Raw genomic sequence first — 21951 nt, forward strand, 5'->3', positions numbered from 1 at the left:
AGGTGCGGGGTGCCGCGCGGTGACGCGGCACCCCCATTCCTTCCACTGACGCGGAAGCGCGGGAGATCGTGTTCGACTTTCTTGATGGCTACGACGTGCTCGGGGCGTTCTGGAAGACCATCCAGCTGACGTTCTTCTCCGCCGTCGGCTCCCTGATCTGGGGCACCCTGCTGGCGGCGATGCGGGTCAGTCCGGTCCCGCTGATGCGCGGATTCGGGACGGTGTACGTGAACGTCGTCCGGAACATCCCGCTGTCCGTGATCATCGTCTTCACCTCGCTCGGCCTCGCCGACGTCTTCGCGGTGACGATGGGCGCGGGCGGCAACGTCGACACCCTGGCCTTCCGGCTCTCCATCCTGGGCCTGACCGCCTACACCTCGGCCTTCGTCTGCGAGGCCGTGCGTTCCGGCATCAACACCGTCCATCTCGGACAGGCCGAGGCGGCCCGGGCGATCGGGCTCAGCTTCTTCCAGGTACTCACCCTGATCGTCCTCCCGCAGGCCTTCCGCGCGGTCATCGGCCCGCTGGCCAACGTCCTAATCGCGCTGACCAAGAACACCACCGTCGCCGCCGCCATCGGTGTCGCGGAAGCCGCGTACCTGATGAAGGAAATGATCGAGAACGAGGCCCAGACGGTCCTCATCGGCCTGGTCTTCGCCTTCGGCTTCGTGGTCCTGACCCTCCCCATGGGCCTGTTCCTCAACTGGCTCGGCAAGCGCCTGGCGGTGAAGCGATGAGTTCCGTCCTCTACGACACACCCGGCCCCCGGGCCCGGATCCGCAACCGGATCATCACGGTCGTCTTCCTCGCCCTGCTCGCCCTGGTCCTGTGGTGGGCCTGGGAGCAGATGGACCAGAAGAAGCAGCTCGACTGGTCGCTCTGGAAGCCTTTCACCACGTCCGAGGCCTGGACCACGTATCTGCTGCCGGGTCTCGCCAACACGCTCAAGGCCGCCGCGCTCTCCATGGTGATCGCCCTGCCGCTCGGCGCCCTCCTCGGCATCGGCCGGCTCTCCGACCACCGCTGGATCCGGGTGCCCGTCTCCGCCGTGGTGGAGTTCCTGCGCGCCATCCCCGTCCTGCTGATGATGCTCTTCGCCTACCAGCTGTACGTGAACGCGGGCAACATCAGCAGCGAGGACCGGCCCTTCTACGCCGTGGTCACCGGACTCGTCCTCTACAACGCCTCGGTCCTCGCCGAGATCGTCCGGGCCGGCATCCTCGCGCTGCCCAGGGGACAGACCGAGGCGGCCCAGTCGGTCGGCCTGCGCAAGGGCCAGACCATGCGCTCGGTGCTGCTGCCGCAGGCCGTCACCACGATGCTCCCGGCCATCGTCAGCCAGCTCGTCGTGATCGTGAAGGACACCGCCCTCGGTGGCGCCATCCTGACCTTCGACGAGCTCCTGAACTCCAGCAAGACGCTGGCCTCGAACTACACCAACATGGTCCAGGCCCTCACCGTGGCCGCCGTCATCTACATCATCCTGAACCTCCTCCTGACGACCTTCGCCTCCTGGCTGGAAGGCTGGCTCCGAGGCAGCAGGCGCAGCACCGGCGCGGTCCTCGGCGCGGACGCCGTGGAGGACATCAACGCCCCCGGCAAGAGCGCCGACCTCCCGCACAACACAGGGGAGGGCGGCGGCGCCGGTGGCGGCGGACGCTAGAGCCTCTCATCCGGATCAGGCCGGACTCGCGGCGGCCGGTCCCGGCTCCCTGATCCCGCCGGATCCGGCCTGATCCGGACGCAAGCCCCCGGGCCAGGGCTCTTAGGCGGCCCGGATGAATTGATCCGACTCGGAGGCAGTGGCATGATCGCCACTGCCTCCGTCGCTTGACGCGGACACCCGCAATAGGTTGCATACGTTCTGTGATCGCCTCCCCTCCGCCAGATGACTCCTCCTGCGCTCGGCACAGGACTCCGCTCCGGAACGGGGACGCCACGCCGTGGATCCGGTGATCATCGTGGGAGCCGGGCCCGTCGGGCTCACGCTCTCCCTCGCCCTCGCGAGGCACCACGTCCCCTCGGTGCTCCTGGACGAGAGCCCCGGAACGGCCACCGGCCGCCCCGCCCGCAGCGCCGTCCTCCACGAGGACACCGCCGCGCTCGTCACCCGGCTCACCGGGAGAGACCTCTCCGCCGCCGGCTGCCGCCTCACCGGCTGGCGCTCGATGCGGCGCAAGCAGGAAGTACGCCATGTCACGTTCGGTGACGAGGATCCCGCGCCCCTGCACCTCGCCCAGGACGCCCTGACCACGGCACTGCGCACCGCCGTCGCCCGCGAACCCCTGATCGAGGTCGCCGTCGACAGCAGGCTCGACGCCCTGGAGCAGGAGAAGAACGGCGTCAGCGCCCACACCCGGGGCCGCACCGCCACCTGGTGGCGCGGCAGCCACCTCGTCGGCTGCGACGGCCCCCGCTCGACCGTACGCAAACTCGTCGGTGTCCGCTTCCCCGGCCGCACCGCCGTGGAACGCCACGCCGTCGCCGCCCTGCGCACCGAACTCCCCTGGCAGGACGAGGCCTTGCTGCACCGCTCGCCCCCCTGGCGCGGCGAGAGCGCGGAGATCTCGGCCCGCCCACTGCCCGGCGGCGTCTGGCGCCTGGACTGGCTGCTCGCCTCCCGCGAGGAACTGGTCACCCCCGAATCCCTGCTCACCCGCGTACGGTCCACCCTCGCGGGCTGGACCGGCGGCGAGACCCCGCCCTACGAACTCCTCGACACCGGGGTGCACGCCGTCCACCACCGGCTCGCCCGGCGCTGGCGCGTCGGCCGGGTCTTCCTCGCGGGCGACGCGGCCCACCTGCTCGGCGCGCTCGGCACCCACGGGCTCGACGAAGGCCTGCGCGACACCGGCAACCTCGCCTGGAAACTGGCCCTGGCCTGGCACCACGGCGCCCGCGAAGCCCTGCTCGACAGCTACCAGACCGAACGCAGAGCCGCGCTCTCCGCCCGCCTGCGCGCCGCCGACCAGGCCCTGCCCCTGCTGCGCGGCACCGGCGGCCTGCGCGCCCTGATGCCCGGCAGCACCCGCGGCCAGGACGCGCTGCTCGCCGACGGCCACCTCGGCCAGGGCGCCCTCGGCTCCCCCGGCACCTACGCCAACTCCCCGCTCACGCCCCCGAGTTCACCCGCCCTCACGGTGGTCGGCACGGCGCCCGGGGCCCCGGTGACGGACGTACGGGTCACCGCCGAGGACGGCACCTTCGTCCAGCTCCGCGACCGCCTCGGCCACAGCACCCTCCTCGTCCTCCTCGTCGCCCCCGGCACCGGCGTCTGGGACCGGCGCCACTGGCAGAGCGCGGGCCTGATGCCCCGCCTCGCCGCAGCCGTCGAGTCGCTGCCCGCCCCGGCCGAACTCCTCGTCGCCGAGGACTACCCCGGCGCCGCCGCGCACACCGTCCTGCTCATCCGACCCGACGGCCACCTGGCCACCGCCTTCGGAGGCGTCCACCCCCGCGCACTGCGGGAGGCGGCCGAGCGGGTCCTCGGGATGGGGCCTGCTGCCGAGACAGAGGGGGGCGAGGCTACGGCGGAGGGGGCCTCTGCGGGGAAGGCCGGGGGCGGTACGGAGGAGGGGGCTCAGGGCGGCGGGTCCGTGCGCGCGGAGGCGCGGGGCAGGGGCCGGTCCGGGTCCGAAGAGCTTGGCGGTACCGCGGCGGCAGGCAGCGAGGTGCCGGGGGCGGACGCGCGGGTCAGGGCGGGGCTGGGGTCGTTAGGGCACGCGGACGGGATGGGTCCGGCGGGTACGCGCGGCGGCAGCGGAGGGCGCGGCGGAGAGGGTGGGGGCGGCGAGAATCGTGGAAGCGCTGGGGAGCGTTCCGGGGGCGGAGTCGTCGGCGAGGGACCGCCGCGGGAGGGCGGTGAGCGCGTGAGGATGCCGCGCCCGGCGCCCGGGCCCCCGGAGGCCGCGCGCGGCAATCGGCACGGGGAGTCAGGGCGCTGAGGAGCAGGGCCTCGCGGGGGCGAGTCGGGCACGGTGCGTAAGCAGGGTGCGTGAGGGGCGGCTCGTGAGAGGGCGGCTCGTGGTGGGGTGCTGTGTGCGGTTGACGCGGTGCTGGATGCGTGGGGTGTGGATGCGTGGGGTGTGGGTGCGTGAGGTGCTGGATGCGGTGTGGCCGAGCGCCGCGGTCGCGTCAGCTGAGAACTGTGTCGCGTTCCACGCGTGACGCGGCGATTCCTCCGCCCCGCCCTGTGCCCGCCCTCCGGTGTCTACTACCTGGACAGTGAGTTGACCCTCCGTGGCGCACATGGTGTACTCCGGACCATGAGCGATACACATGTGCGCCTCTGGCGGCGGGTCCATATGGACCTCGTCCGCTACGCAGGCTGCGTGTGTCGCCCGTCCTGTTGATCTCGCATTGACCTCCTCACGCCGCATGTCCCGCTGCCCGGGTGCGCGCAGCCTCTGTGCCGAAAGCACCGCCGGGCACGCCGCGACGTGAGACTCCAGCGAATATCCAGGACGGCCCCCTGTGTCACAACCTGTTACCTCCGCGCCCGCTGTCGTTGCGCCCGCCGCCCCGGCCGAGCCCGCTCCCTCCACGGCTCAGCCCGCTGCCTCGGACCCATCGGCGCCCTCCCCAGAAGCCCTGATTCCGGCGGCTCCCCCGCAGGCGGCCGCCCCTCTCTCGGCGCCCAGCCCCGAGGTCCCCACCACCTCCACGCCGCAAGGGCACTCCCCGGAGGCACCTGATCCCCAACAGCTGCTCGACTTCGTCCGCCGCGCGGCAACCGACGCCGAGCTGGTCGCCTCCCTCCCCCTGGACCCGGAGGAGAGGACCTGGCTCCGTCTGGAGGGTCCCGGCGGCAGCGAGGCCTGGCTGATCGGCTGGCCGCCCGGCACGGGCACCGGCTGGCACGACCACGCCGAGTCCTTCGGCGCCTTCATCGCGGCCTCCGGCGAACTCACCGAGAACTCCCTGGCCGTACGCCTCCCCACCGACGGCTGGAAGACCCTCGAACTCGCCGAGGGCGTCGACCGGCACCGCACCATCGCGGCAGGCAAGGGACGGTTCTTCGGGCAGCAGCACGTGCACGAGGTCCTCAACGAGACCACCGAGCACGCCGTCTCCGTGCACGCCTACTACCCGCCCCTGCCGCATCTGCGTCGCTACAGCCGCAGCGGTCCCGTTCTGCGGCTCGAACAGGTCGAGCGTCCGGAGGACTGGCAGTGAGCGAGCGGGACGAGGCCGAACAGATCTCCATCGACGACCACCTGGAACGCGTACGCACGGGGCTGGACCGCGTCGATGCCGCGACCGCCCATCAGGCCGCCGCCTCGGGCAACGCCGTCCTCGTCGACATCCGCTACCAGGCCCTGCGCGAGCGCGACGGTCTGATCCCCGGCGCCCTGGTCGTCGAGCGCAACGAGCTGGAGTGGCGCCTCGATCCCCGCGGCAGCCACCGGCTCCCCGAAGCGACCGGCCACGACCTGCATATCGTCGTCCTCTGCAACGAGGGCTACGCCTCCAGCCTCGCCGCCGCCTCCCTCCAGCAACTGGGCCTGCACCGCGCCACCGACCTCATCGGCGGCTTCCAGGCCTGGCGCAAGGCGGGACTTCCGGTGGACCAGCCGGGGGCGTAGGGGCGGCGGGGGCGTGAGGGCGGCGGCTTGAGTCGGTCTGGGGCGGTGGGCCTTTGGTCCGGCTGGGTGGGCCGGGGGGGTAACGGGCTTTCAGTTCTTGTGTCGTTGGGGTGGGGCCCCCTCCCCCCCCCCCCCACCCCGCCTCCCCCCCACTCCCTCAGCCAGCCGCCCCCACAACCCTCATAACCCCCACGCCCACACCCCCACCCAGCCCCCGAGCCGAGCCCACCCAAGCCGGCCCACCCCCGCGCCCAACGCCCTCGCACCCCTCCGAGCACAGCTGCTACGGTGGCGGACGTTCGTGTACGCATCGGATAGCGGATGAAGACCCTGAAGGAGGTGAGGTTGATGACCGCGCTCAAGGCCCCTGCCCTGTGCGGCGCCCGCGTCCTCCTCACGTCCCGGGCCATGGCCTGACCGCATCCTGATCCGCCTCGCTGAGAGCGTGAGCTCGCGAGTCCCACACGAACTCAGATGAAACGGACCTTCATCCCGTCATGAGCACTGCTCCGTCCTTTTCCTGGACCACTCGCGCGGAGACCGACACAGACCTCCCCGCGATCCGCGAGACCGTACTCGCGGCCTTCGACACCCCGCTCGAAGCCGATCTCGTCGACGCCCTCCGGACCGACCCGGCGTGGATCGACGGCCTGTCCCTCGTCAGCACCACTGCCGAAGGCCGAGTCGTCGGCCATGCGCTGCTGACGCGCTGCCATATCGGCGACACCCCGGCCCTGTGCCTGGCTCCGGTCGCCGTTCTCCCCGACCACCAGAGGACCGGGGCAGGTTCGGCGGTCATCCGCGCCGCACTCAAGGCCGCCAAGGACAGAGGCGAGCGCTTCGTCACCGTCCTCGGGCACCCGGAGTACTACCCCAGGTTCGGCTTCACCCGGGCCTCCCAGTACGGCATCGGCCTCAGCTTCGAGGTCCCCGACGAGGCACTGATGGCGCTCACGCTCGACGCGGACCATCCGCTGCCCCGCGGCACCATCCGCTACGCGGCACCCTTCGGCGTCTGACCTACGCCCACCCGTAGACCCGCTGTGCGCGGGACGCACCGCGTTCCCCGCACAGCGGCTGCGGCTGCGGCTGCGGCTGCGGCTGCGGCTGCGGCTGCGGCTGCGGCTGCGGCCCAGCGTTCTCGGTGAAGGGATGGGGCAAGCCCGAGCACTCTGCCCGGCTTCCCCGACCCCGCCGCGACGCGGCCACGGTCAGAACCCCTCTTCGTCCAACTCCCCCACGTCTTCCCCCTCTTGTTCCAGTGCTTCGCGCACCACCTTCAGCGCGAGCCCCTGCGAGTACCCCTTGCGGGCGAGCATTCCCGCGAGGCGGCGGAGGCGCTTGTCCCGTTCGAGGCCGCGGGTGGACCGCAGCTTGCGGGCCACCAACTCGCGGGCCCTCTCCTCTTCCTGCTCCGCGTCCACCTGCCCCACGGCTTCCTCGATCACCGTGGAGTCGACGCCCTTGGTACGGAGTTCCTGGGCGAGGGCGCGCCGGGCGAGACCGCGCCCATGGTGGCGTGACTCGACCCAGGCGTCGGCGAAAGCGCCGTCGTTGATCAGGCCGACGTCCTCGAAGCGGGCGAGCACCTCTTCGGCGGCCTCTTCCGCGATGCCGCGTTTGCGCAGTGCTTCGGCGAGTTGTGCCCGTGTGCGCGGGGTCCCGGTGAGCAGGCGCAGACAGATCGCCCTCGCCTGCTCCACCGGGTCCCCTGGGGGCGCCCCCTTCTCGGCCCTCGACGAGGAAGGGGCGCTGTCCTGATGGCCGCCCGGACGTCGTCCCGCCCGCCTCCCCGCACGCCCCCGTCGGCCAGGGCCGTCGTCGTACGGGTCGGCGTCGGTGTACGCGCCGCGTCCGGTGCTCGGGACGCTTTCGTTCCCCTGGCCGCTTCGCCCGTCTTCAGCCGGGGGCTCGGGCCAGTCGGTACGCCGCGTCACGGATCAGCTCTTGGCCGTCGCGGCCTTGGGCTTGGTGGCCTTTGCCGCCGGGGCGGGCACGGTCTTCGGGGCCTCCGTCACGGGAGCGGTCACGGCGGCGTCGGCGCCGGGCTCGGCCGCGGGCTCCGCCAGGGTGACGCCGACTCCCAGCTTCTCCTTGATCTTCTTCTCGATCTCGTTGGCCAGGTCGGGGTTGTCCTTGAGGAAGTTGCGGGCGTTCTCCTTGCCCTGGCCGAGCTGGTCGCCTTCGTAGGTGTACCAGGCGCCGGCCTTGCGCACGAAGCCGTGCTCCACGCCCATGTCGATCAGGCCGCCTTCGCGGCTGATGCCGTGGCCGTACAGGATGTCGAACTCGGCCTGCTTGAAGGGCGGGGCGACCTTGTTCTTGACGACCTTGCAGCGGGTGCGGTTGCCGACCGCGTCCGTGCCGTCCTTGAGGGTCTCGATGCGGCGGATGTCGATGCGCACCGAGGCGTAGAACTTGAGGGCGCGGCCACCGGTCGTGGTCTCCGGGGAACCGAACATGACGCCGATCTTCTCGCGGAGCTGGTTGATGAAGATCGCGGTCGTCTTGGACTGGTTGAGGGCGCTGGTGATCTTCCGCAGCGCCTGGCTCATCAGGCGGGCCTGGAGGCCCACATGGGAGTCACCCATCTCGCCCTCGATCTCGGCCCGGGGGACGAGCGCGGCGACGGAGTCGATGACGATGAGGTCCAGGGCGCCGGAGCGGACCAGCATGTCCGTGATCTCCAGGGCCTGTTCGCCGTTGTCGGGCTGGGACAGGATGAGGTTGTCGATGTCGACGCCGAGCTTCTTCGCGTACTCGGGGTCGAGTGCGTGCTCGGCGTCGACGAACGCCACCTGGCCGCCCGCCTTCTGGGCGTTCGCCACCGCGTGCAGGGTCAGGGTGGTCTTACCGGAGGACTCCGGTCCGTACACCTCGACGACTCGGCCGCGTGGCAGGCCGCCGACACCGAGGGCCACGTCGAGCGCGGTCGACCCGGTGGGGATGACCTCGATGGGCTCGTTCGGCCGCTCACCGAGGCGCATCACGGCACCCTTGCCGAATTGCCGTTCAATCTGCGCGAGGGCGGCGTCGAGCGCCTTCTCGCGGTCCGTTCCAGCCATGGGTTCCACCCGATTTGCTTGAGTCGATCGCTTCACGTCCATGACGCTAGCGCCTGCCACTGACAATGCGCTCCGACGCCCTCCAGCCTGTGGATAACTCGGGGAGTTCACACCGGAATCCGCCGGGCAGGTCCCGTCACGCGTACCGCCGGAGCCCCCATAAGAATGGATGTTCGATTTTGGTGTCAAGCGCAACCCGCCGCTTCACCGAGCGTACGCCGTCGTCCGGGGCCCGCCCGATGCCGTGGAGAACGACGCCGTGGACGCCACGGCACGGGCCGGTGCACGCAAGACACGTAAGGGAGGAGAGAGGGGCAGCGCCGCCTCAGTCCTTCTCGACGCGGAGGACGGGGACGTGGGTGACGGGGAAGTTCACCGAGCGGGCGATGAAGCAGAGGGCGGGCACCTCGGCGTGGAGGCGGTGGCCCTTCTCCAGCATCGAGGCGTCGGCGACCGCCACCTCGGGGCGCAGGGTGACGCCGGTGAACTGGCCGCCGCCGCTCGCGTCGAGGGCCATCTCCCCGTGGGCGCGGTCCGCGTAGTCGGTAACGACGACCCCGTTGGTCGCGCACAGATGCAGGTACCAGAGCATGTGGCACTGGGCGAGGGAGGCCACCAGGAGTTCCTCGGGGTTCCAGCGCGCGGAGTCGCCGCGGAAGGCGGGGTCCGAGGAGCCCGCAAGAGGCGGCTTGCCCTCCGCGAGCACGTCGTGGTCCCGGCTGAAGGAGCGGTATGTGCTGGTGCCGGGCCCGAGGTTGCCCGTCCACGCGACGGTGACGTCGTAGGCATGCGTAGCTGTCATGGAGCCATCATGTGGGCCCGAGCGCGGAAACCGGGGGGCAAGGGGCGGTATTCCGGACTATCGGCCCGCAGGTGCGGACCGGACCGCGGGCCGGGTCACCGGCCGCTGTCCGCCCCGCTGGCCGCCCGGCGGAACCGGGACAGGACCGCCATCGCGGAGGCGCTGCTGCGCCGGTGGCCGTGGACGCGCGGGTCGTCGGTGACCTCGTAGCGCCGGACGTAGGCGCCGAAGAAGGCCTGCAGGGTGGCGACCGCGGGGATGGAGATCAGCGCGCCGACGGCGCCGAGCAGGGCGGTGCCCGCGATGACGGAGCCGAAGGCGACGGCGGGGTGGATGTCGACGGTGCGGGCGGTGAGCTTCGGCTGGAGCAGGTAGTTCTCGAACTGCTGGTAGACCACCACGAAGACCAGGACCCACAGCGAGTACCAGGGGTCGACGGTGAAGGCGATCAGCATGGGCAGCGCGCCGGCGAGATAGGTGCCGATGGTGGGGATGAACTGCGAGACGAGGCCGACCCAGACGGCGAGCACGGGCGCGTAGGGCACGTCGAGGAACTCGAGCAGGATGTAGTGCGCTATGCCGGAGACGAGTGCCATCAGTCCGCGGGAGTAGAGGTAGCCGCCGGTCTTGTCGACGGCGATCTCCCAGGCGCGCAGCACCTCGGCCTGCCGGGCGGGCGGCAGCAGGGAGCAGACGGTACGCCGCAGCCGGGGGCCGTCGGCGGCGAAGTAGAAGGCGAACAGCAGGATGGTCAGGAGCTGGAAGAGCCCGCCGAGCACCTGCGCGGAGACGTCGAGGACGCCGGAGGCGCTGTTCTGCACATACTTCCGCAGCCAGTCGGAGTGGACGACGCTGTCCTGGACCTCGACCCGGCTCAGCTCGGTGTGGAAGGTGGTGTTGGTCCAGTTGATCACCTGGTCGAGGTACTTGGGGAACTCCTCGATCATGTTCACGATCTGCCCGGCCAGCATCGAGCCGAGCAGGGTGATGAATCCCGCCGCGGCGACGACGACCATCAGGAAGACGATGCCGGTGGCCAGGCCGCGGCGCATGCCCAGCTGGGCGAGCCTGCTGACCGCCGGTTCGACGGCGAGGGCCAGGAAGAAGGCGATCAGCACGTTGATCAGCAGGCTGGTGAGCTGGTGGAAGGCCCAGATGCTGAACTGGAAGCCGGCGACGAGGACAAGGGCGAGTACGAGCGCCCGCGGCAGCCAGCGGGGCATGCGGGTGGCGTTGTCGGCCGGTCCCGGGGCGGGCGGCGGTCCTGCCTGCGGTGTCGTACCGGGGGCCGGGATGCTCTTCACGGCCTGCGGGGTCTCGTCTGTCGGGGCCACGGGCACAGTGTTGCCTATGGCACCGACATCGCTGCCGCCAGGGTCACTTCCCGCCATCGCCGCCCGGGGCACGGAACCGGCAGATCTTCGTCGCGATGTCCGATATGAGCGGCATATCGCGCGAAGTGGCGCGGTGGCGCCTGCCCGCCCTCACCTGTTCTCGGGCGGCACTCCCATGCTGACGCACACCGCGCGCCAGATGTCCTTGGCCTCCCAGCCCGCGTCCAGCGCCTCGTGCACCGTGCGCCCGTCCAGCTCGCTCATCACATGGTCGCGCGCGAAGGTGTCGGCGTACCCGGCGCCGAAGTGGTCCGCCATCCGCTGCCAGAAAACCGTCAACCGCATGACACCAGTATCCCGCTCCTGAGAGTGCAGCCGGACGGAGAAGCCTTGCCGCGGCGGCCGGGCGCTCTACCGTCGGAACATGGCCGAAACAGGAGCTACCGCACTCCCCTCGCGTCCGGGAGGCGCCCCGCCGGTGGGCCGGTCCGCGCCCGCGGCGCCCGCCGAGCCGCCCGCCACGGCGCTCGGGCGGGCCGCGAAGTTCGTCTGGCTGACCGCCCGGGTCCTCGAACAGCGGCTGTTCGACCACCACTTCCTCGGTGGACCGGCCGAGGCGGTCGACGCGGCACTGACCGCCTACGCCAACCACGACGGCGGTTTCGGCCACGCCCTCGACCCCGCGGTGCGCGGGCCCCTCAGCCGCGCGGCGCACACGGCGCACGCGCTGGGCGTGCTCGATGCGATCGGGCGCTGCGGCGGACGCAGGGCGGAGCTGATCTGCCGCTACCTGACCTCCGTCTCCACGGCCGAGGGCGCCCTGCCCGCGCTCGCGGAGGAGGGCGCGCCGAGGAGCGCGGCGGTGCCGGTGCCCCGGGGCGCGGCCGCCCGGCGCCACCCGCGCGGGGAGCTGGCCGTGACCGGTCCCGTGGTCGGCCTCCTGCACCGCAACGACGTCTGGCACGCCTGGCTCTTCCGCGCGACCGAGTTCTGCTGGCGGGCGGTGGACGCGCTGTCCGCGCCCGATCCGCACGAGGTGGCGGCCGCGGTCACCTTCCTGGACGGGGCCGCGGACCGCTGCCGCGCCCAGGCCGCCGCCGACCGTCTCGGCAGGCTCGTCCGCGAGCAGCGCCTGGTGGTCCTCGACCCGGCCCGCCCGGGGACGTCGAGCGCCCACTACCTCCCGTACGACTTCGCGCCCCGGCCGTCCTCGCTGGCCCGGTCCTGGTTCACCGACGCGGAGACGGCGGCGGCGCTGGACTTCCTCGCCGGTCAGCAGCGCGAGGACGGCGGCTGGCCGGACCGGCCGATGGGCGGTCCGGCGGAGCTGCGGGTACGGGCGCAGGCTCCCGGCACGGTCCTGGAGCGCCGTCCGGTGGTGACGATCGGGCGGCTGCTCACCCTCGACGCCTACGGCCGCCGCCTGGACTGAACGCCCGGTCGGCCCCGCCCGCCGAGTCCCGCCCGGTCAGCCGCCGAGCGCCCGCACCCCCGCGGTGACCAGCACGGCCGCGGCCACGACGAGGAGGAAGGGCGCGCGGCACAGCAGGGCCACGCCCGCGGCGGCGACCCCGGCCACGCGTGCGTCGAGGGTGAGGCTCTGCCCTGCGGCGAAGGTCTGCTGGGCGGTGAGCGCGGCGAGCAGGGCGACCGGGAGCAGCGCGGCAAGGCGCTGCACCAGGGGCCGTTCGAGCACACCGGCGGGGACGAGGAGGCCCGCGAGCTTGACGAGGTAGCAGCCCGCGGCGGTGACGGCGACGGCGATCCAGATGTTCAACGGTCTTCCTTCTCTCCTGCTTCTCGCTGTGCCCGCTCGGCCTGCCGGTCCCGCTTGTCCTTCTCTCCCCGCGCTGCCTTCCGCGGCCCGGCTCCCTTGAGGAGCAGCACCGCCGGTGCCGCGAGGGCGGCGGCGAGCACCGGCACCCCGGTGGGCAGCACCGGCAGCAGGCCGAGGCCGAGCACGACGGCCAGGGCGGCGACGGCGCGTTCGGTGGCCGTGCGCAGCATCGGTGCGAGCAGCGCCAGGAAGACGGCGGGGCCCGCGGCGTCCAGTCCCCAGGCGGCGGTGTCCCCGAGGGCTTCGGCCCCTGCCGCGCCCAGCCAGGTGGTGAGGTTCCACAGCAGGTAGAGGCTCAGTCCGGTGACGGCGAAGCCGAGGCGGGCGCTGCGGCGGCCGGGCTGGGCCAGGGTCACGGCGGTGGTCTCGTCGATGACCCAGTGCGCGGCGAAGGGGCGTACGGCCCGGGGCAGGGCGAGGAGTTGGGAGAGGCGCAGCCCGTAGAAGGCGTTGCGTACGCCGAGGAAGAAGGCGCCCGCCGCGGCGGTGAGCGGATTGCCGCCCGCGGCCAGCGCGCCGACCAGGGCGAACTGCGAGGCCCCGGTGAAGACGAGGAGGCTGAGCGCGCAGGTCTGCCAGATGCTGAGTCCGCCGCCCGCGGAGGTCACCCCGAAGGCGAAGCCGGAGAGCCCGACGGCGACACCGACCCCGAGGGCGTCCCGCACCACCGCGGAAGCGCTCTTGCCGTCACCGTCGTCGTGGCCGTGCCCGTCCTGGGCGGGTCCCGACGCGGCGCGGGCCGGGTCGGTGTCCGCCGGGCCGGCTGCTAGGGCTGTGCCCCGGGCGTCCCCGGCGGCTCCTCGGCCGTCGTCGGGTCGCTCTGCTCGTCGTGCCGGTTCTGCGCGTCGTGTGCGTGCTCGTCGTATCGCTGCTGCGAGTTCCTGTTCTCCCACGTCCCGGACGGTACGAGGAGTTGGTGTTCATCGTCTTGTACGTTCTTGCGCTCGCGCTGGTACGCGCCCGGGGGCACCCCGACGATCCGGGTGAAATGGCGGTTCAGGTGCGGCTGGTCCGTGAAGCCCACGGCCACGGCCGCCTCGGCGGGGCTGGTGCCCTGGTCCAGGAAGCGCCGGGCGCGGCGGACCCGGGCGTCGGTCAGCCAGGTGTGCGGCGGCATCCCGTAGGTCTCGCGGAAGGCGCGCAGCAGGGCGAAGGGGCTGGTGCCGAGTTCGGCGGCGAGCGCGTCGAGCGAGGGCGGCGCGGCCATCCGCTCGGCGAGCAGGGCGCGGGCCCGCCCGGCGATCCGCGCCCCCGCGGTGGGCACCCGGCGGCTGGGCAGCACGCCCCCGTTGCGGCGCAGGAGGCGGGTGACGGCGACCCGCAGCAGGGTGTCCGCGGCGAGCGCGTTGCCCTCCTCGGCGGCGCGCAGCACCTGGTGCACGAGCCGTACGGCGTAGGGGTCCTCGAAGACGGGTTCCCGGAATCCGGGGGCGCCGCGCAGGCCGGTGGTCTCGGCGGCGATCTCGGCGACGAGTGCGGGCGCGGGGTAGACGGCTCCGTAGCGCCAGCCCTCGGGGACGCCCGCGCGGCCGGTGTGCGGGGTGTCGGGGTTGACGAGGGCGAGGGTGCCGGGTCCCGCGTGCACCTCGGAGCTGTGGTGCTGGAAGATCTCGACGCCCTCGGCGATCCCGGCGATCACGAAGTTCTCGTGGGTGTGCCGTACGAAGGTCTTGTGCACATAGCTGGCGCGCAGCAGGTCCACGTCCGGCAGCGGCGCGTACCGCCAGTGCCGCGCCTGCTCCTGTGATCCGGCCATGGCCCCATTCTGCGATACCGCCCGCGAGGGTGTTTCCCCAGGTGGGAGGTGATTGTCGGTGGCCGGGTGCACGATGGGGGCATGGTCAGGTCCGCGCTCGACGACTTCTCCCCCGCGACCCGCAGCTGGTTCACGGGGGCCTTCTCGGCGCCCACGCCCGCCCAGGAGGGTGCCTGGCGGGCGATCGGGCAGGGCTCGGATGTGCTGGTCGTGGCGCCGACCGGTTCCGGCAAGACGCTCGCCGCCTTCCTCGCCGCGCTCGACCGGCTGGCCGCCGTCCCGCCGCCCGCGGAGGCGAAGAAGCGCTGCCGGGTGCTGTACGTCTCGCCGCTGAAGGCGCTCGCCGTGGATGTGGAGCGCAATCTGCGCAGTCCGCTGACCGGGATCCGCCAGGAGGCGGTGCGCCAGGGGCTTCCCGAGCCGGAGGTGCGGGTCGGGATCCGCTCCGGTGACACTCCCCCCGCCGAGCGCCGGGCGCTGGCCACCCGGCCCCCGGACATCCTCATCACCACGCCCGAGTCCCTCTTCCTGATGCTCACCTCGGCGACCCGGGAGGCGCTCACCGGGGTCGAGACGGTCATCCTGGACGAGGTGCACGCGGTCGCCGGGACCAAGCGCGGCGCGCATCTGGCGCTGACCCTGGAGCGCCTGGACGAGCTGCTGCCGCGTCCCGCGCGGCGGATCGGCCTGTCGGCGACGGTGCGCCCGGTGGACGAGGTGGCCCGGTTCCTGTCGCCGCAGCGCAGCGCGGAGGTCGTACAGCCGCCGTCCGGCAAGGAGTTCGACCTCTCGGTGGTGGTGCCGGTCGAGGACCTCAGCGCACCGGGCGAGGCGCCCGCCCCGGCGGGCCGGGCGGCGGAGAGCGAGGCGCAGGGCGGGGAGGGTCCGTCGATCTGGCCGCATGTGGAGGAGCGGATCGCGGACCTGGTGCAGGCGCACCGCTCGACGATCGTCTTCGCAAACTCCCGCCGCCTCGCGGAGCGCCTGTGCAACCGGCTGAACGAGATCGCCCACGAGCGCGCCACCGGCGAGCCGCTGGAGGAGGCGCACGCCCCGGCGCAGCTGATGGGCGGCTCGGGGGGCGCGCGGGGTGCCGCGCCCGTTCTCGCGCGGGCCCATCACGGCTCGGTCTCCAAGGAGCAGCGGGCGCTGGTCGAGGAGGATCTGAAGGCGGGGCGGCTGCCCGCGGTCGTCGCCACCTCCAGCCTGGAGCTGGGCATCGACATGGGGGCGGTGGACCTGGTCGTCCAGGTGGAGTCGCCGCCGTCGGTGGCCTCCGGTCTGCAGCGGGTGGGCCGGGCCGGGCACCAGGTGGGCGCGGTCTCCACCGGTGTCGTCTTCCCCAAGTACCGGGGCGATCTGGTGCAGGCGGCGGTGGTCACCGAGCGGATGCGCAGCGGCGCCATCGAGGCGCTGAAGGTGCCCGCCAATCCGCTGGACGTGCTCGCCCAGCAGCTGGTCGCGATGACCGCGATGGATGTCTGGCAGGCGGACGACCTGCTGGCCCTGGTCCGCCGGGCCGCCCCGTTCGCGGCGCTGCCCGAGTCGGCGTTCACCGGTGTCCTGGACATGCTCGCGGGCCGCTATCCCTCGGACGCCTTCGCGGAGCTGCGCCCGCGGGTGGTCTGGGACCGGGTGGCGGGCACCGTGACGGGGCGGCCCGGCGCCCAGCGCCTCGCGGTCACCTCCGGCGGGACCATCCCGGACCGGGGCCTGTTCGGGGTCTTCCTCGCCGGGGCGGATCCGAAGAAGGGCGGCGGACGCGTCGGTGAGCTGGACGAGGAGATGGTCTACGAGTCCCGCGTCGGCGATGTCTTCACGCTGGGGACCAGTTCCTGGCGCATCGAGGACATCACCCGCGACCGGGTCCTCGTCTCGCCCGCGCCGGGGGTGCCGGGGCGGCTGCCGTTCTGGAAGGGCGACCAGCTCGGCCGCCCCCTCGAACTCGGCCGGGCGCTGGGCGCGTTCCTGCGCGAGATCGCCGCGCTCGGCGAGCAGGACGCCCGGCTGCGGCTCCTCGCGGCGGGCCTGGACGCCTGGGCCGCGGACAATGTCCTCGCCTATCTGGGCGAGCAGCGCGAGGCCTGCGGCCACATCCCCGACGACCGCACCATCGTCGTCGAGCGCTTCCGGGACGAGCTGGGCGACTGGCGGGTGGTCGTCCACTCCCCCTTCGGCGCCCAGGTCCACGCCCCCTGGGCGCTCGCCCTCGGGGCCCGCCTGACCGAGCGGTTCGGGATGGACGCGCAGGTCATGCACGCCGACGACGGCATCGTGCTGCGGCTGCCCGACGCCGGTCTGATGAGCCTCGACCTGCTCGACCAGGATCCGCTCTCCCCGGGCACCGAGTACGACAGCGAGAAGGCACCCCTCGGCGCGGCCGATGTCGCCTTCGACCGGGGCGAGGTGGACCGGCTCGTCACCGAACAGGTCGGCGGCTCCGCCCTGTTCGCCTCCCGCTTCCGCGAGTGCGCGGCCCGCGCCCTGCTGCTGCCCCGCCGCAGCCCGGGGCGGCGCACCCCGCTGTGGCAGCAGCGCCAGCGCTCGGCCCAGCTCCTGGAGGTGGCCGGGGAGTTCGGCTCCTTCCCGATCGTCCTGGAAGCGGTCCGCGAATGCCTCCAGGACGTCTTCGACGTACCGGGCCTGACGGAGCTGATGGGCGACATCGAGTCCCGCTCGGTGCGGCTGGTCGAGGTCACCACCCCCGAGCCCTCCCCCTTCGCGCGCTCCCTGCTCTTCGGCTATGTCGCGCAGTTCCTCTACGAGGGGGACTCACCGCTGGCCGAGCGCCGTGCCGCGGCGCTCTCGCTGGACTCCCGGCTGCTCGCGGAGTTGCTCGGCCAGGCGGAGCTGCGGGAGTTGCTGGACGCCGAGGTCCTCACCGAGCTGGAGCGCGAACTCCAGTGGCTGACCGAGGACCGCCGGGTGAAGGACTCCGAGGGCGTGGCCGATCTGCTGCGCCTCCTCGGTCCGCTGACCGCCGCGGAGCTGGCCGAGCGGGGCGCGGAGGAGGGCTGGGCCGAGGAGCTGGCCGCCGCCCGCCGGGCGATCCGGGTACGGCTCGCGGGGCGGGACCACTGGGCCGCCGTCGAGGACGCGGGGCGGCTGCGGGACGCGCTGGGCACCGCGCTGCCGGTGGGGGTGCCCGAGGCCTTCACCGAACCGGTCAAGGATCCGCTCGGCGATCTGCTGGCCCGGTTCGCCCGCACCCACGGGCCGTTCACCACCGCCACCGCGGCGGCGCGCTTCGGCCTCGGCGGCGCGGTCACCGAGGGCGCCCTGAAGCGTCTCGCCGCGGGCGGCCGGGTGGTGGAGGGCGAGTTCCATCCCGCGGGCATCGGCCAGGAGTGGTGCGATGCCACCGTGCTGCGCAGGCTCCGCAGACGCTCCCTCGCCGCGCTGCGCCAAGAGCTGGAGCCGGTGCCCCCGGCCGCGCTCGCCCAGTTCCTGCCGCAGTGGCAGAACCTCGGCGGCCACGGGCTGCGCGGCATCGACGGCCTGGTGCGCGCGGTGGAGCAGCTCCAGGGCGCCTCGGTCCCCGCCTCCGCACTCGAACGCCTGGTCCTGCCCTCCCGGGTCAGCGGCTACACCCCCGCGCTGCTCGACGAGCTCACCTCCGCGGGCGAGCTGCTCTGGGCGGGGGCGGGGGCGCTGCCCGGCAAGGACGGCTGGGTCAGCCTCTACCTCGCCGACACCGCCCCGCTGCTGCTTCCGCCCCCGCATCCGCTCGAACTCTCCCCGCTGCACCAGTCGGTCCTGGACACCCTCGCGGGCGGGTACGGGCTCTTCTTCCGCCAGATCGCCGACCAGGTACGCGCCACCACCCACCCGGAGGCCACCGACCCCCAACTCGCCGACGCCCTCTGGGATCTGGCCTGGTCGGGCCGGCTGACCAACGACACCCTCGCGCCGATGCGGGCACTGCTCGGCTCGGGCCGCACCGCGGGATCCACCGCCCACCGGGCGAAGCGGAGCGTGCCCCGGGGCCGGTACGGGAGCCTGACCGCGGCCGCGCGTACGGCCTCGCGCACCGGCCCGCCGACGGTCGCCGGTCGCTGGTCGCTGCTGCCCTCCCCGGAACCGGATGCCACCGTGCGGGCGCACGCCCGGGCCCGGGCGCTCCTCGACCGGCACGGTGTGGTCACCCGCGGGGCGGTCGGCGCGGAAGGCGTCGAGGGCGGCTTCGCCGCGGTCTACCGGGTGCTGTCCGCCTTCGAGGAGAGCGGCCAGGCCCGCCGCGGCTATGTGGTCGAGGGCCTCGGCGCGGCCCAGTTCGCGATGGACGGCGCCGTGGACCGGCTGCGCGCCGCGGCCACCGCCCGCGAACGCGCGGCGGCCCTGCCCACCGCGGGCGAGTCCTCCTACGCGGACGGCTACCCCCGCCCCGCCCCCGCCGCGGCGGCGGCGGCGCAGCGGACCGTGGTGCTGGCCGCCGCCGACCCGGCGAACGCCTACGGCGCCGCCCTGCCGTGGCCGGAGCCCCCACCGGGCGCCCACCACAAACCGGGCCGCAAGGCGGGTTCCCTGGTGGTCCTGGTGGACGGCGAGTTGACGCTGTACATGGAGCGCGGCGGCAAGACCCTGCTCGCCTGGGCCCCCGCGGAGAGCGCCGCCGACGCCCTGGAGGACACCCGGCTCACCGCGGCCGCCGCCTCCCTGGCCGCCGCGGCCGCCGCGGGCTCCCTCGGCACGGTCACCGTGGAGCGCATCAACGGCGCCCCCGCGCTGACCTCGCCGCTCGGGCCCGTACTGGAGAACGCGGGCTTCCACGCCACCCCGCGGGGACTGCGGCTGCGGGCATGAGCGGCCCGATGGCCCGCGGCCCCGTGCCACCCTGGTGCCATGCCCGAAGGTGACTCCGTCTGGCAGGCGGCCGGCAAGCTGCACACCGCGCTCGCCGGGCAGGAGGTGACCCGGTGCGATCTGCGGGTGCCGCGGTTCGCGACGGCCGACCTCCGGGGCCGCCGGGTCCTGGAGGTCGTCGCGCGCGGAAAGCACCTCCTCAGCCGGTTCGAGGGCGGGCTGACCCTCCACACCCACCTCGGCATGGAGGGCTCCTGGCGGGTCTTCGGCGCAGGCGAGCGCTGGCGCGGCGGCCCCGGCCACCAGATCCGCGCGGTCCTCGGCAACGCGGCGCACACCGCGGTCGGCTACCGGCTGCCCGTACTGGAACTGCTCCGGACCGCCGACGAGCAGGGCGCCGTCGGCCACCTCGGCCCCGATCTGCTCGGGGCGGACTGGGACGCCGAGCAGGCCCTGGCCAACCTCCTCACCGAGCCCGGCAGGGAACTCGGCGAGGCCCTCCTCGACCAGCGCAACCTGGCCGGTTTCGGCAACATCTACAAGTCGGAGATCTGCTTCCTGGTGGGCGCCACCCCCTGGCTCCCGGTCGGCGAGCTCCCGGGGCCCGCGGCAGAGCGGCTGCCCGCCCTCGCCCAGCGCGCCCTGGAGGCCAACCGCGACCGCCCGATGCGCCTCACCACCGGCCGCCGCGACCAGCGCCACTACGTCTACGGCCGCGCTCCCCGCCCCTGCCTGCGCTGCGGCACCCCGATCCGCAGCGCCGACCAGGGCGAGCCGGGCCGCGAACGCCCCACCTACTGGTGCCCCCACTGCCAGCACGGCCCCGCCCCCGCACCGGCACCCCGGCCCCGCTGAACTCCCGGGCCCCGGCCCGACGCCGACCTCCCCTACCTCCCCCGCGGCTCGTCCCACACCCCGGGCGGCTCACCCGCCGAGGCCGGCGGCTCACCCCAAGACGCCGGGGACTCCTCCCACGGCTCGGCCAGCTCTCCCCCAGAGCCGGGCGGCTCACCCCATGACGCCGGATACCCGCCCCGCACCTCCGACCCATGCGGTCCCGCCGGATACCCGTCTCGCACCTCCACCCCGTACGGTCCCCCGGAACCCGCCCACTCCCGGCCGCCCGCGCTCCCCGCGTCCACCCGGCGGGCCCGCCCTCGCGGTACGCAGTGCACCGGCAGCACGCTCAGCCCCCAGCCGCCCGCGGCCACCGTGCCCTCGAGGACCCCGGCGCCCGGCGAGAAGGCGAGCCGCAGCACGGCCACCCACCACAGACCGCCCAGCATCAACGCCGCCCCCCAGCGGCCTATTCGCCCGGCCACGGGGCCACCTCCCGCCGGTGGAGCCCAGGGACCCGGCCTCCGGCGGCACCCCGGCAGGGGCACCGGCGGCGACCGTCCTCGTACGGAACGTCATGACCGCAGCACACAGGCATCCGGCATCGACCTCCGCGGAACAGTCTCACCCGGGCGCCCCGGACCCGCACCAGGAACGGTTCGGCGCCGACACCGGCCCCCGGGCAGGGACAGTCCGGCGTTCCCGTCCGCCCCGGACATGCGGCGAGCCCCAGCCGCGGTGCGCGGCCGGGGCTCGCCCGGTGGTCCGGTGAGGCCCGGGTGCGGTGTCACGCACCGCGGCGGGTCTCGTGTGCGGCTGCTGCTCAGCCGTTCTCGGCCTGGAACATCCAGTGGTGCTTCTCCAGGTCCGCGGTGACCGCGATGAGGATGTCCTGGCTCACCGGGTCCGGGTCGGCGGTGGCGGTGACCCGCTCACGCATCCTGGTGATGACCGCGCCGAGCGCCTTCACCAGCGTCTCCACGGCGTCGGTGTCCTTGATCCAGCCCTCGGCGACCTTGTCGATCCCGCTGCTCTGCGCGACGGTCACCACGCGCCCGTCCGGCGAGACACCCAGGGTGGACGCCCGCTCGGCCACGGTGTCGGAGTGGGTGCGGGCGCTGGTGACGACCTCGTCGAGCTGCAGATGCACCGTACGGAATCGCGGGCCGACGACATTCCAGTGGACCTGCTTGGCCACCAGGGAGAGGTCCACCAGGTCGACCAGCGCGCCCTGCAGTGCTTCCGAGACGACCTTCAGGTCCGCATCGGCCAGTGGGCTCTTCACGACGTACATCCGAATCCTCCGATTGCTTCGTCTGCTCCCCCACGTCTTCCCCGGACTCGTCCCACCATGTCACACAAGAGCAAAGGAAACATTTCGGTGAAGAGCCGCAAAAAACGCAGACGGGGACCCAGTAGGGCATATCGGCAGGAGCTGGGAAAGGCGAAACCCCGGCCGCGGCGGATCCTGTGCGGACCCTGCCCCGGCCGGGGCTCCGGCAGGCGCGGGAATCAGGCGGCGACCACGTCGACCGCTTCGGCGGGCGCCTTGATCGTCACGCGTTCCGGTGGCACACCGGTCACCGACACAGAACCCAGCATCGAGCGCACCGGCGTGGGCACCGGTTCGGTGGCGGCTGCCGACTCGGCCAGCTCGGCGAGTGCGAGGTCGTCGCTGACCTCACGCATGAGTTCGGACATCCGTACATCAAGCGCGTCGCAGATGGCGGAGAGCAGCTCGGAGGAAGCCTCCTTCTGCCCCCGCTCCACCTCGGAGAGATAGCCGAGAGAGACTCGGGCGGACGAGGAGACTTCGCGCAGAGTACGGCCCTGGCGCTGGCGCTGCCGACGCAGCACGTCACCCAGCAGGCGACGGAGCAGAATCATCGGTGGCTCCCTCCTCGGACCGTGTAGCCGCATCCTTCTCGCCCC

19 protein-coding genes and 1 pseudogene are annotated in these 21951 nt (G+C 73.2%); 10 read left to right on the top strand and 10 right to left on the bottom strand.

What is annotated here, in order from left to right:
- The first annotated feature begins 68 nt into the window (after positions 1-68).
- The 7 genes and pseudogenes from MID12_RS05375 to MID12_RS05400 all read left to right on the top strand — a co-directional run bounded on the left by MID12_RS05375 (position 69) and on the right by MID12_RS05400 (position 6604).
- Complete coding sequence (locus tag MID12_RS05375) at positions 69-737, top strand: amino acid ABC transporter permease (protein ID WP_040247538.1); 669 nt, start codon at positions 69-71, stop codon at positions 735-737.
- Entirely contained in the window at positions 734-1663 is a 930-nt protein-coding gene (locus MID12_RS05380; RefSeq protein WP_263165176.1) for an amino acid ABC transporter permease, read from the top strand. The genes MID12_RS05375 and MID12_RS05380 overlap by 4 nt, the downstream gene beginning before the upstream one ends.
- Positions 1664-1943: 280 nt before the next feature.
- Positions 1944-3551, top strand: a pseudogene (locus tag MID12_RS05385) (FAD-dependent monooxygenase); the annotation flags it as partial.
- A gap of 714 nt (positions 3552-4265) precedes the next feature.
- A complete protein-coding gene (locus MID12_RS32245; RefSeq protein WP_317633416.1) occupies positions 4266-4352 on the top strand; it encodes a putative leader peptide in 87 nt (28 codons plus the stop codon).
- A gap of 238 nt (positions 4353-4590) precedes the next feature.
- Positions 4591-5175: a cysteine dioxygenase gene (locus MID12_RS05390; RefSeq protein WP_263172874.1), complete on the top strand. Its 585-nt coding sequence runs from the start codon at positions 4591-4593 to the stop codon at positions 5173-5175.
- Positions 5172-5585, top strand: a complete 414-nt coding sequence (locus MID12_RS05395) for a rhodanese-like domain-containing protein (protein WP_263165179.1) — start codon at positions 5172-5174, stop codon at positions 5583-5585. The genes MID12_RS05390 and MID12_RS05395 overlap by 4 nt, the downstream gene beginning before the upstream one ends.
- A 497-nt stretch (positions 5586-6082) precedes the next feature.
- The gene (locus tag MID12_RS05400; protein ID WP_263165180.1) at positions 6083-6604 is read left to right on the top strand and encodes a GNAT family N-acetyltransferase; all 522 of its coding nucleotides are present in this window, start codon (positions 6083-6085) and stop codon (positions 6602-6604) included.
- 192 nt (positions 6605-6796) lie between these two features.
- Here MID12_RS05400 and recX read toward each other — a convergent pair whose 3' ends face one another.
- From recX to MID12_RS05425, 5 genes are all read right to left on the bottom strand, one after another.
- Positions 6797-7522, bottom strand: a complete 726-nt coding sequence (recX, locus tag MID12_RS05405) for a recombination regulator RecX (protein WP_078844767.1) — start codon at positions 7520-7522, stop codon at positions 6797-6799.
- Between the two features lie 3 nt (positions 7523-7525).
- On the bottom strand, positions 7526-8650 hold the full coding sequence (gene recA, locus MID12_RS05410) for a recombinase RecA (RefSeq protein ID WP_040247550.1): 1125 nt from the start codon (positions 8648-8650) through the stop codon (positions 7526-7528).
- Positions 8651-8975: 325 nt separating this feature from the next.
- Complete coding sequence (locus MID12_RS05415; RefSeq protein WP_263165182.1) at positions 8976-9452, bottom strand: OsmC family protein; 477 nt, start codon at positions 9450-9452, stop codon at positions 8976-8978.
- Between the two features lie 95 nt (positions 9453-9547).
- The gene (locus tag MID12_RS05420) at positions 9548-10786 is read right to left on the bottom strand and encodes an AI-2E family transporter (protein WP_052482157.1); all 1239 of its coding nucleotides are present in this window, start codon (positions 10784-10786) and stop codon (positions 9548-9550) included.
- Positions 10787-10936: 150 nt separating this feature from the next.
- Positions 10937-11131 carry a DUF3046 domain-containing protein gene (locus tag MID12_RS05425; protein WP_040247554.1) on the bottom strand — a complete coding sequence of 65 codons (195 nt, stop codon included), beginning with the start codon at positions 11129-11131 and terminating at the stop codon, positions 10937-10939.
- A 79-nt stretch (positions 11132-11210) separates the two neighbouring features.
- Between MID12_RS05425 and MID12_RS05430 the strand changes: the two genes are divergently transcribed.
- Positions 11211-12218 carry a hypothetical protein gene (locus tag MID12_RS05430; protein ID WP_263165183.1) on the top strand — a complete coding sequence of 336 codons (1008 nt, stop codon included), beginning with the start codon at positions 11211-11213 and terminating at the stop codon, positions 12216-12218.
- A 36-nt stretch (positions 12219-12254) separates the two neighbouring features.
- On the opposite strand, the gene MID12_RS05435 is transcribed toward MID12_RS05430, so the two are convergent.
- The 3 genes from MID12_RS05435 to MID12_RS05445 form a co-directional block, all read right to left on the bottom strand.
- Entirely contained in the window at positions 12255-12563 is a 309-nt protein-coding gene (locus MID12_RS05435) for an AzlD domain-containing protein (protein WP_263165184.1), read from the bottom strand.
- Positions 12560-13291, bottom strand: coding sequence for an AzlC family ABC transporter permease (locus MID12_RS05440; protein ID WP_040247561.1), 732 nt, complete (start codon positions 13289-13291; stop codon positions 12560-12562). Before MID12_RS05440 ends, MID12_RS05435 begins: the two co-directional genes overlap by 4 nt.
- Before the next feature lie 98 nt (positions 13292-13389).
- Positions 13390-14379: an AraC family transcriptional regulator gene (locus MID12_RS05445; protein WP_078844770.1), complete on the bottom strand. Its 990-nt coding sequence runs from the start codon at positions 14377-14379 to the stop codon at positions 13390-13392.
- A gap of 81 nt (positions 14380-14460) precedes the next feature.
- Here MID12_RS05445 and MID12_RS05450 point away from each other — a divergent pair, with 81 nt between their 5' ends.
- The gene (locus MID12_RS05450; protein ID WP_263165186.1) at positions 14461-19182 is read left to right on the top strand and encodes an ATP-dependent helicase; all 4722 of its coding nucleotides are present in this window, start codon (positions 14461-14463) and stop codon (positions 19180-19182) included.
- A gap of 39 nt (positions 19183-19221) precedes the next feature.
- Positions 19222-20037 carry an Fpg/Nei family DNA glycosylase gene (locus tag MID12_RS05455; protein ID WP_263165187.1) on the top strand — a complete coding sequence of 272 codons (816 nt, stop codon included), beginning with the start codon at positions 19222-19224 and terminating at the stop codon, positions 20035-20037.
- 805 nt (positions 20038-20842) lie between these two features.
- Here MID12_RS05455 and MID12_RS05465 read toward each other — a convergent pair.
- Positions 20843-21313 (bottom strand): Dps family protein, encoded by a 471-nt coding sequence (locus MID12_RS05465; RefSeq protein ID WP_040247568.1) that lies wholly within the window; start codon positions 21311-21313, stop codon positions 20843-20845.
- A 218-nt stretch (positions 21314-21531) separates the two neighbouring features.
- A complete protein-coding gene (locus MID12_RS05470) occupies positions 21532-21906 on the bottom strand; it encodes a helix-turn-helix domain-containing protein (RefSeq protein WP_168540069.1) in 375 nt (124 codons plus the stop codon).
- Between the last annotated feature and the right edge of the window lie 45 nt (positions 21907-21951).

Source organism: Streptomyces sp. SCSIO ZS0520, from assembly GCF_025643355.1.
GTDB lineage: Bacteria > Actinomycetota > Actinomycetes > Streptomycetales > Streptomycetaceae > Streptomyces > Streptomyces physcomitrii.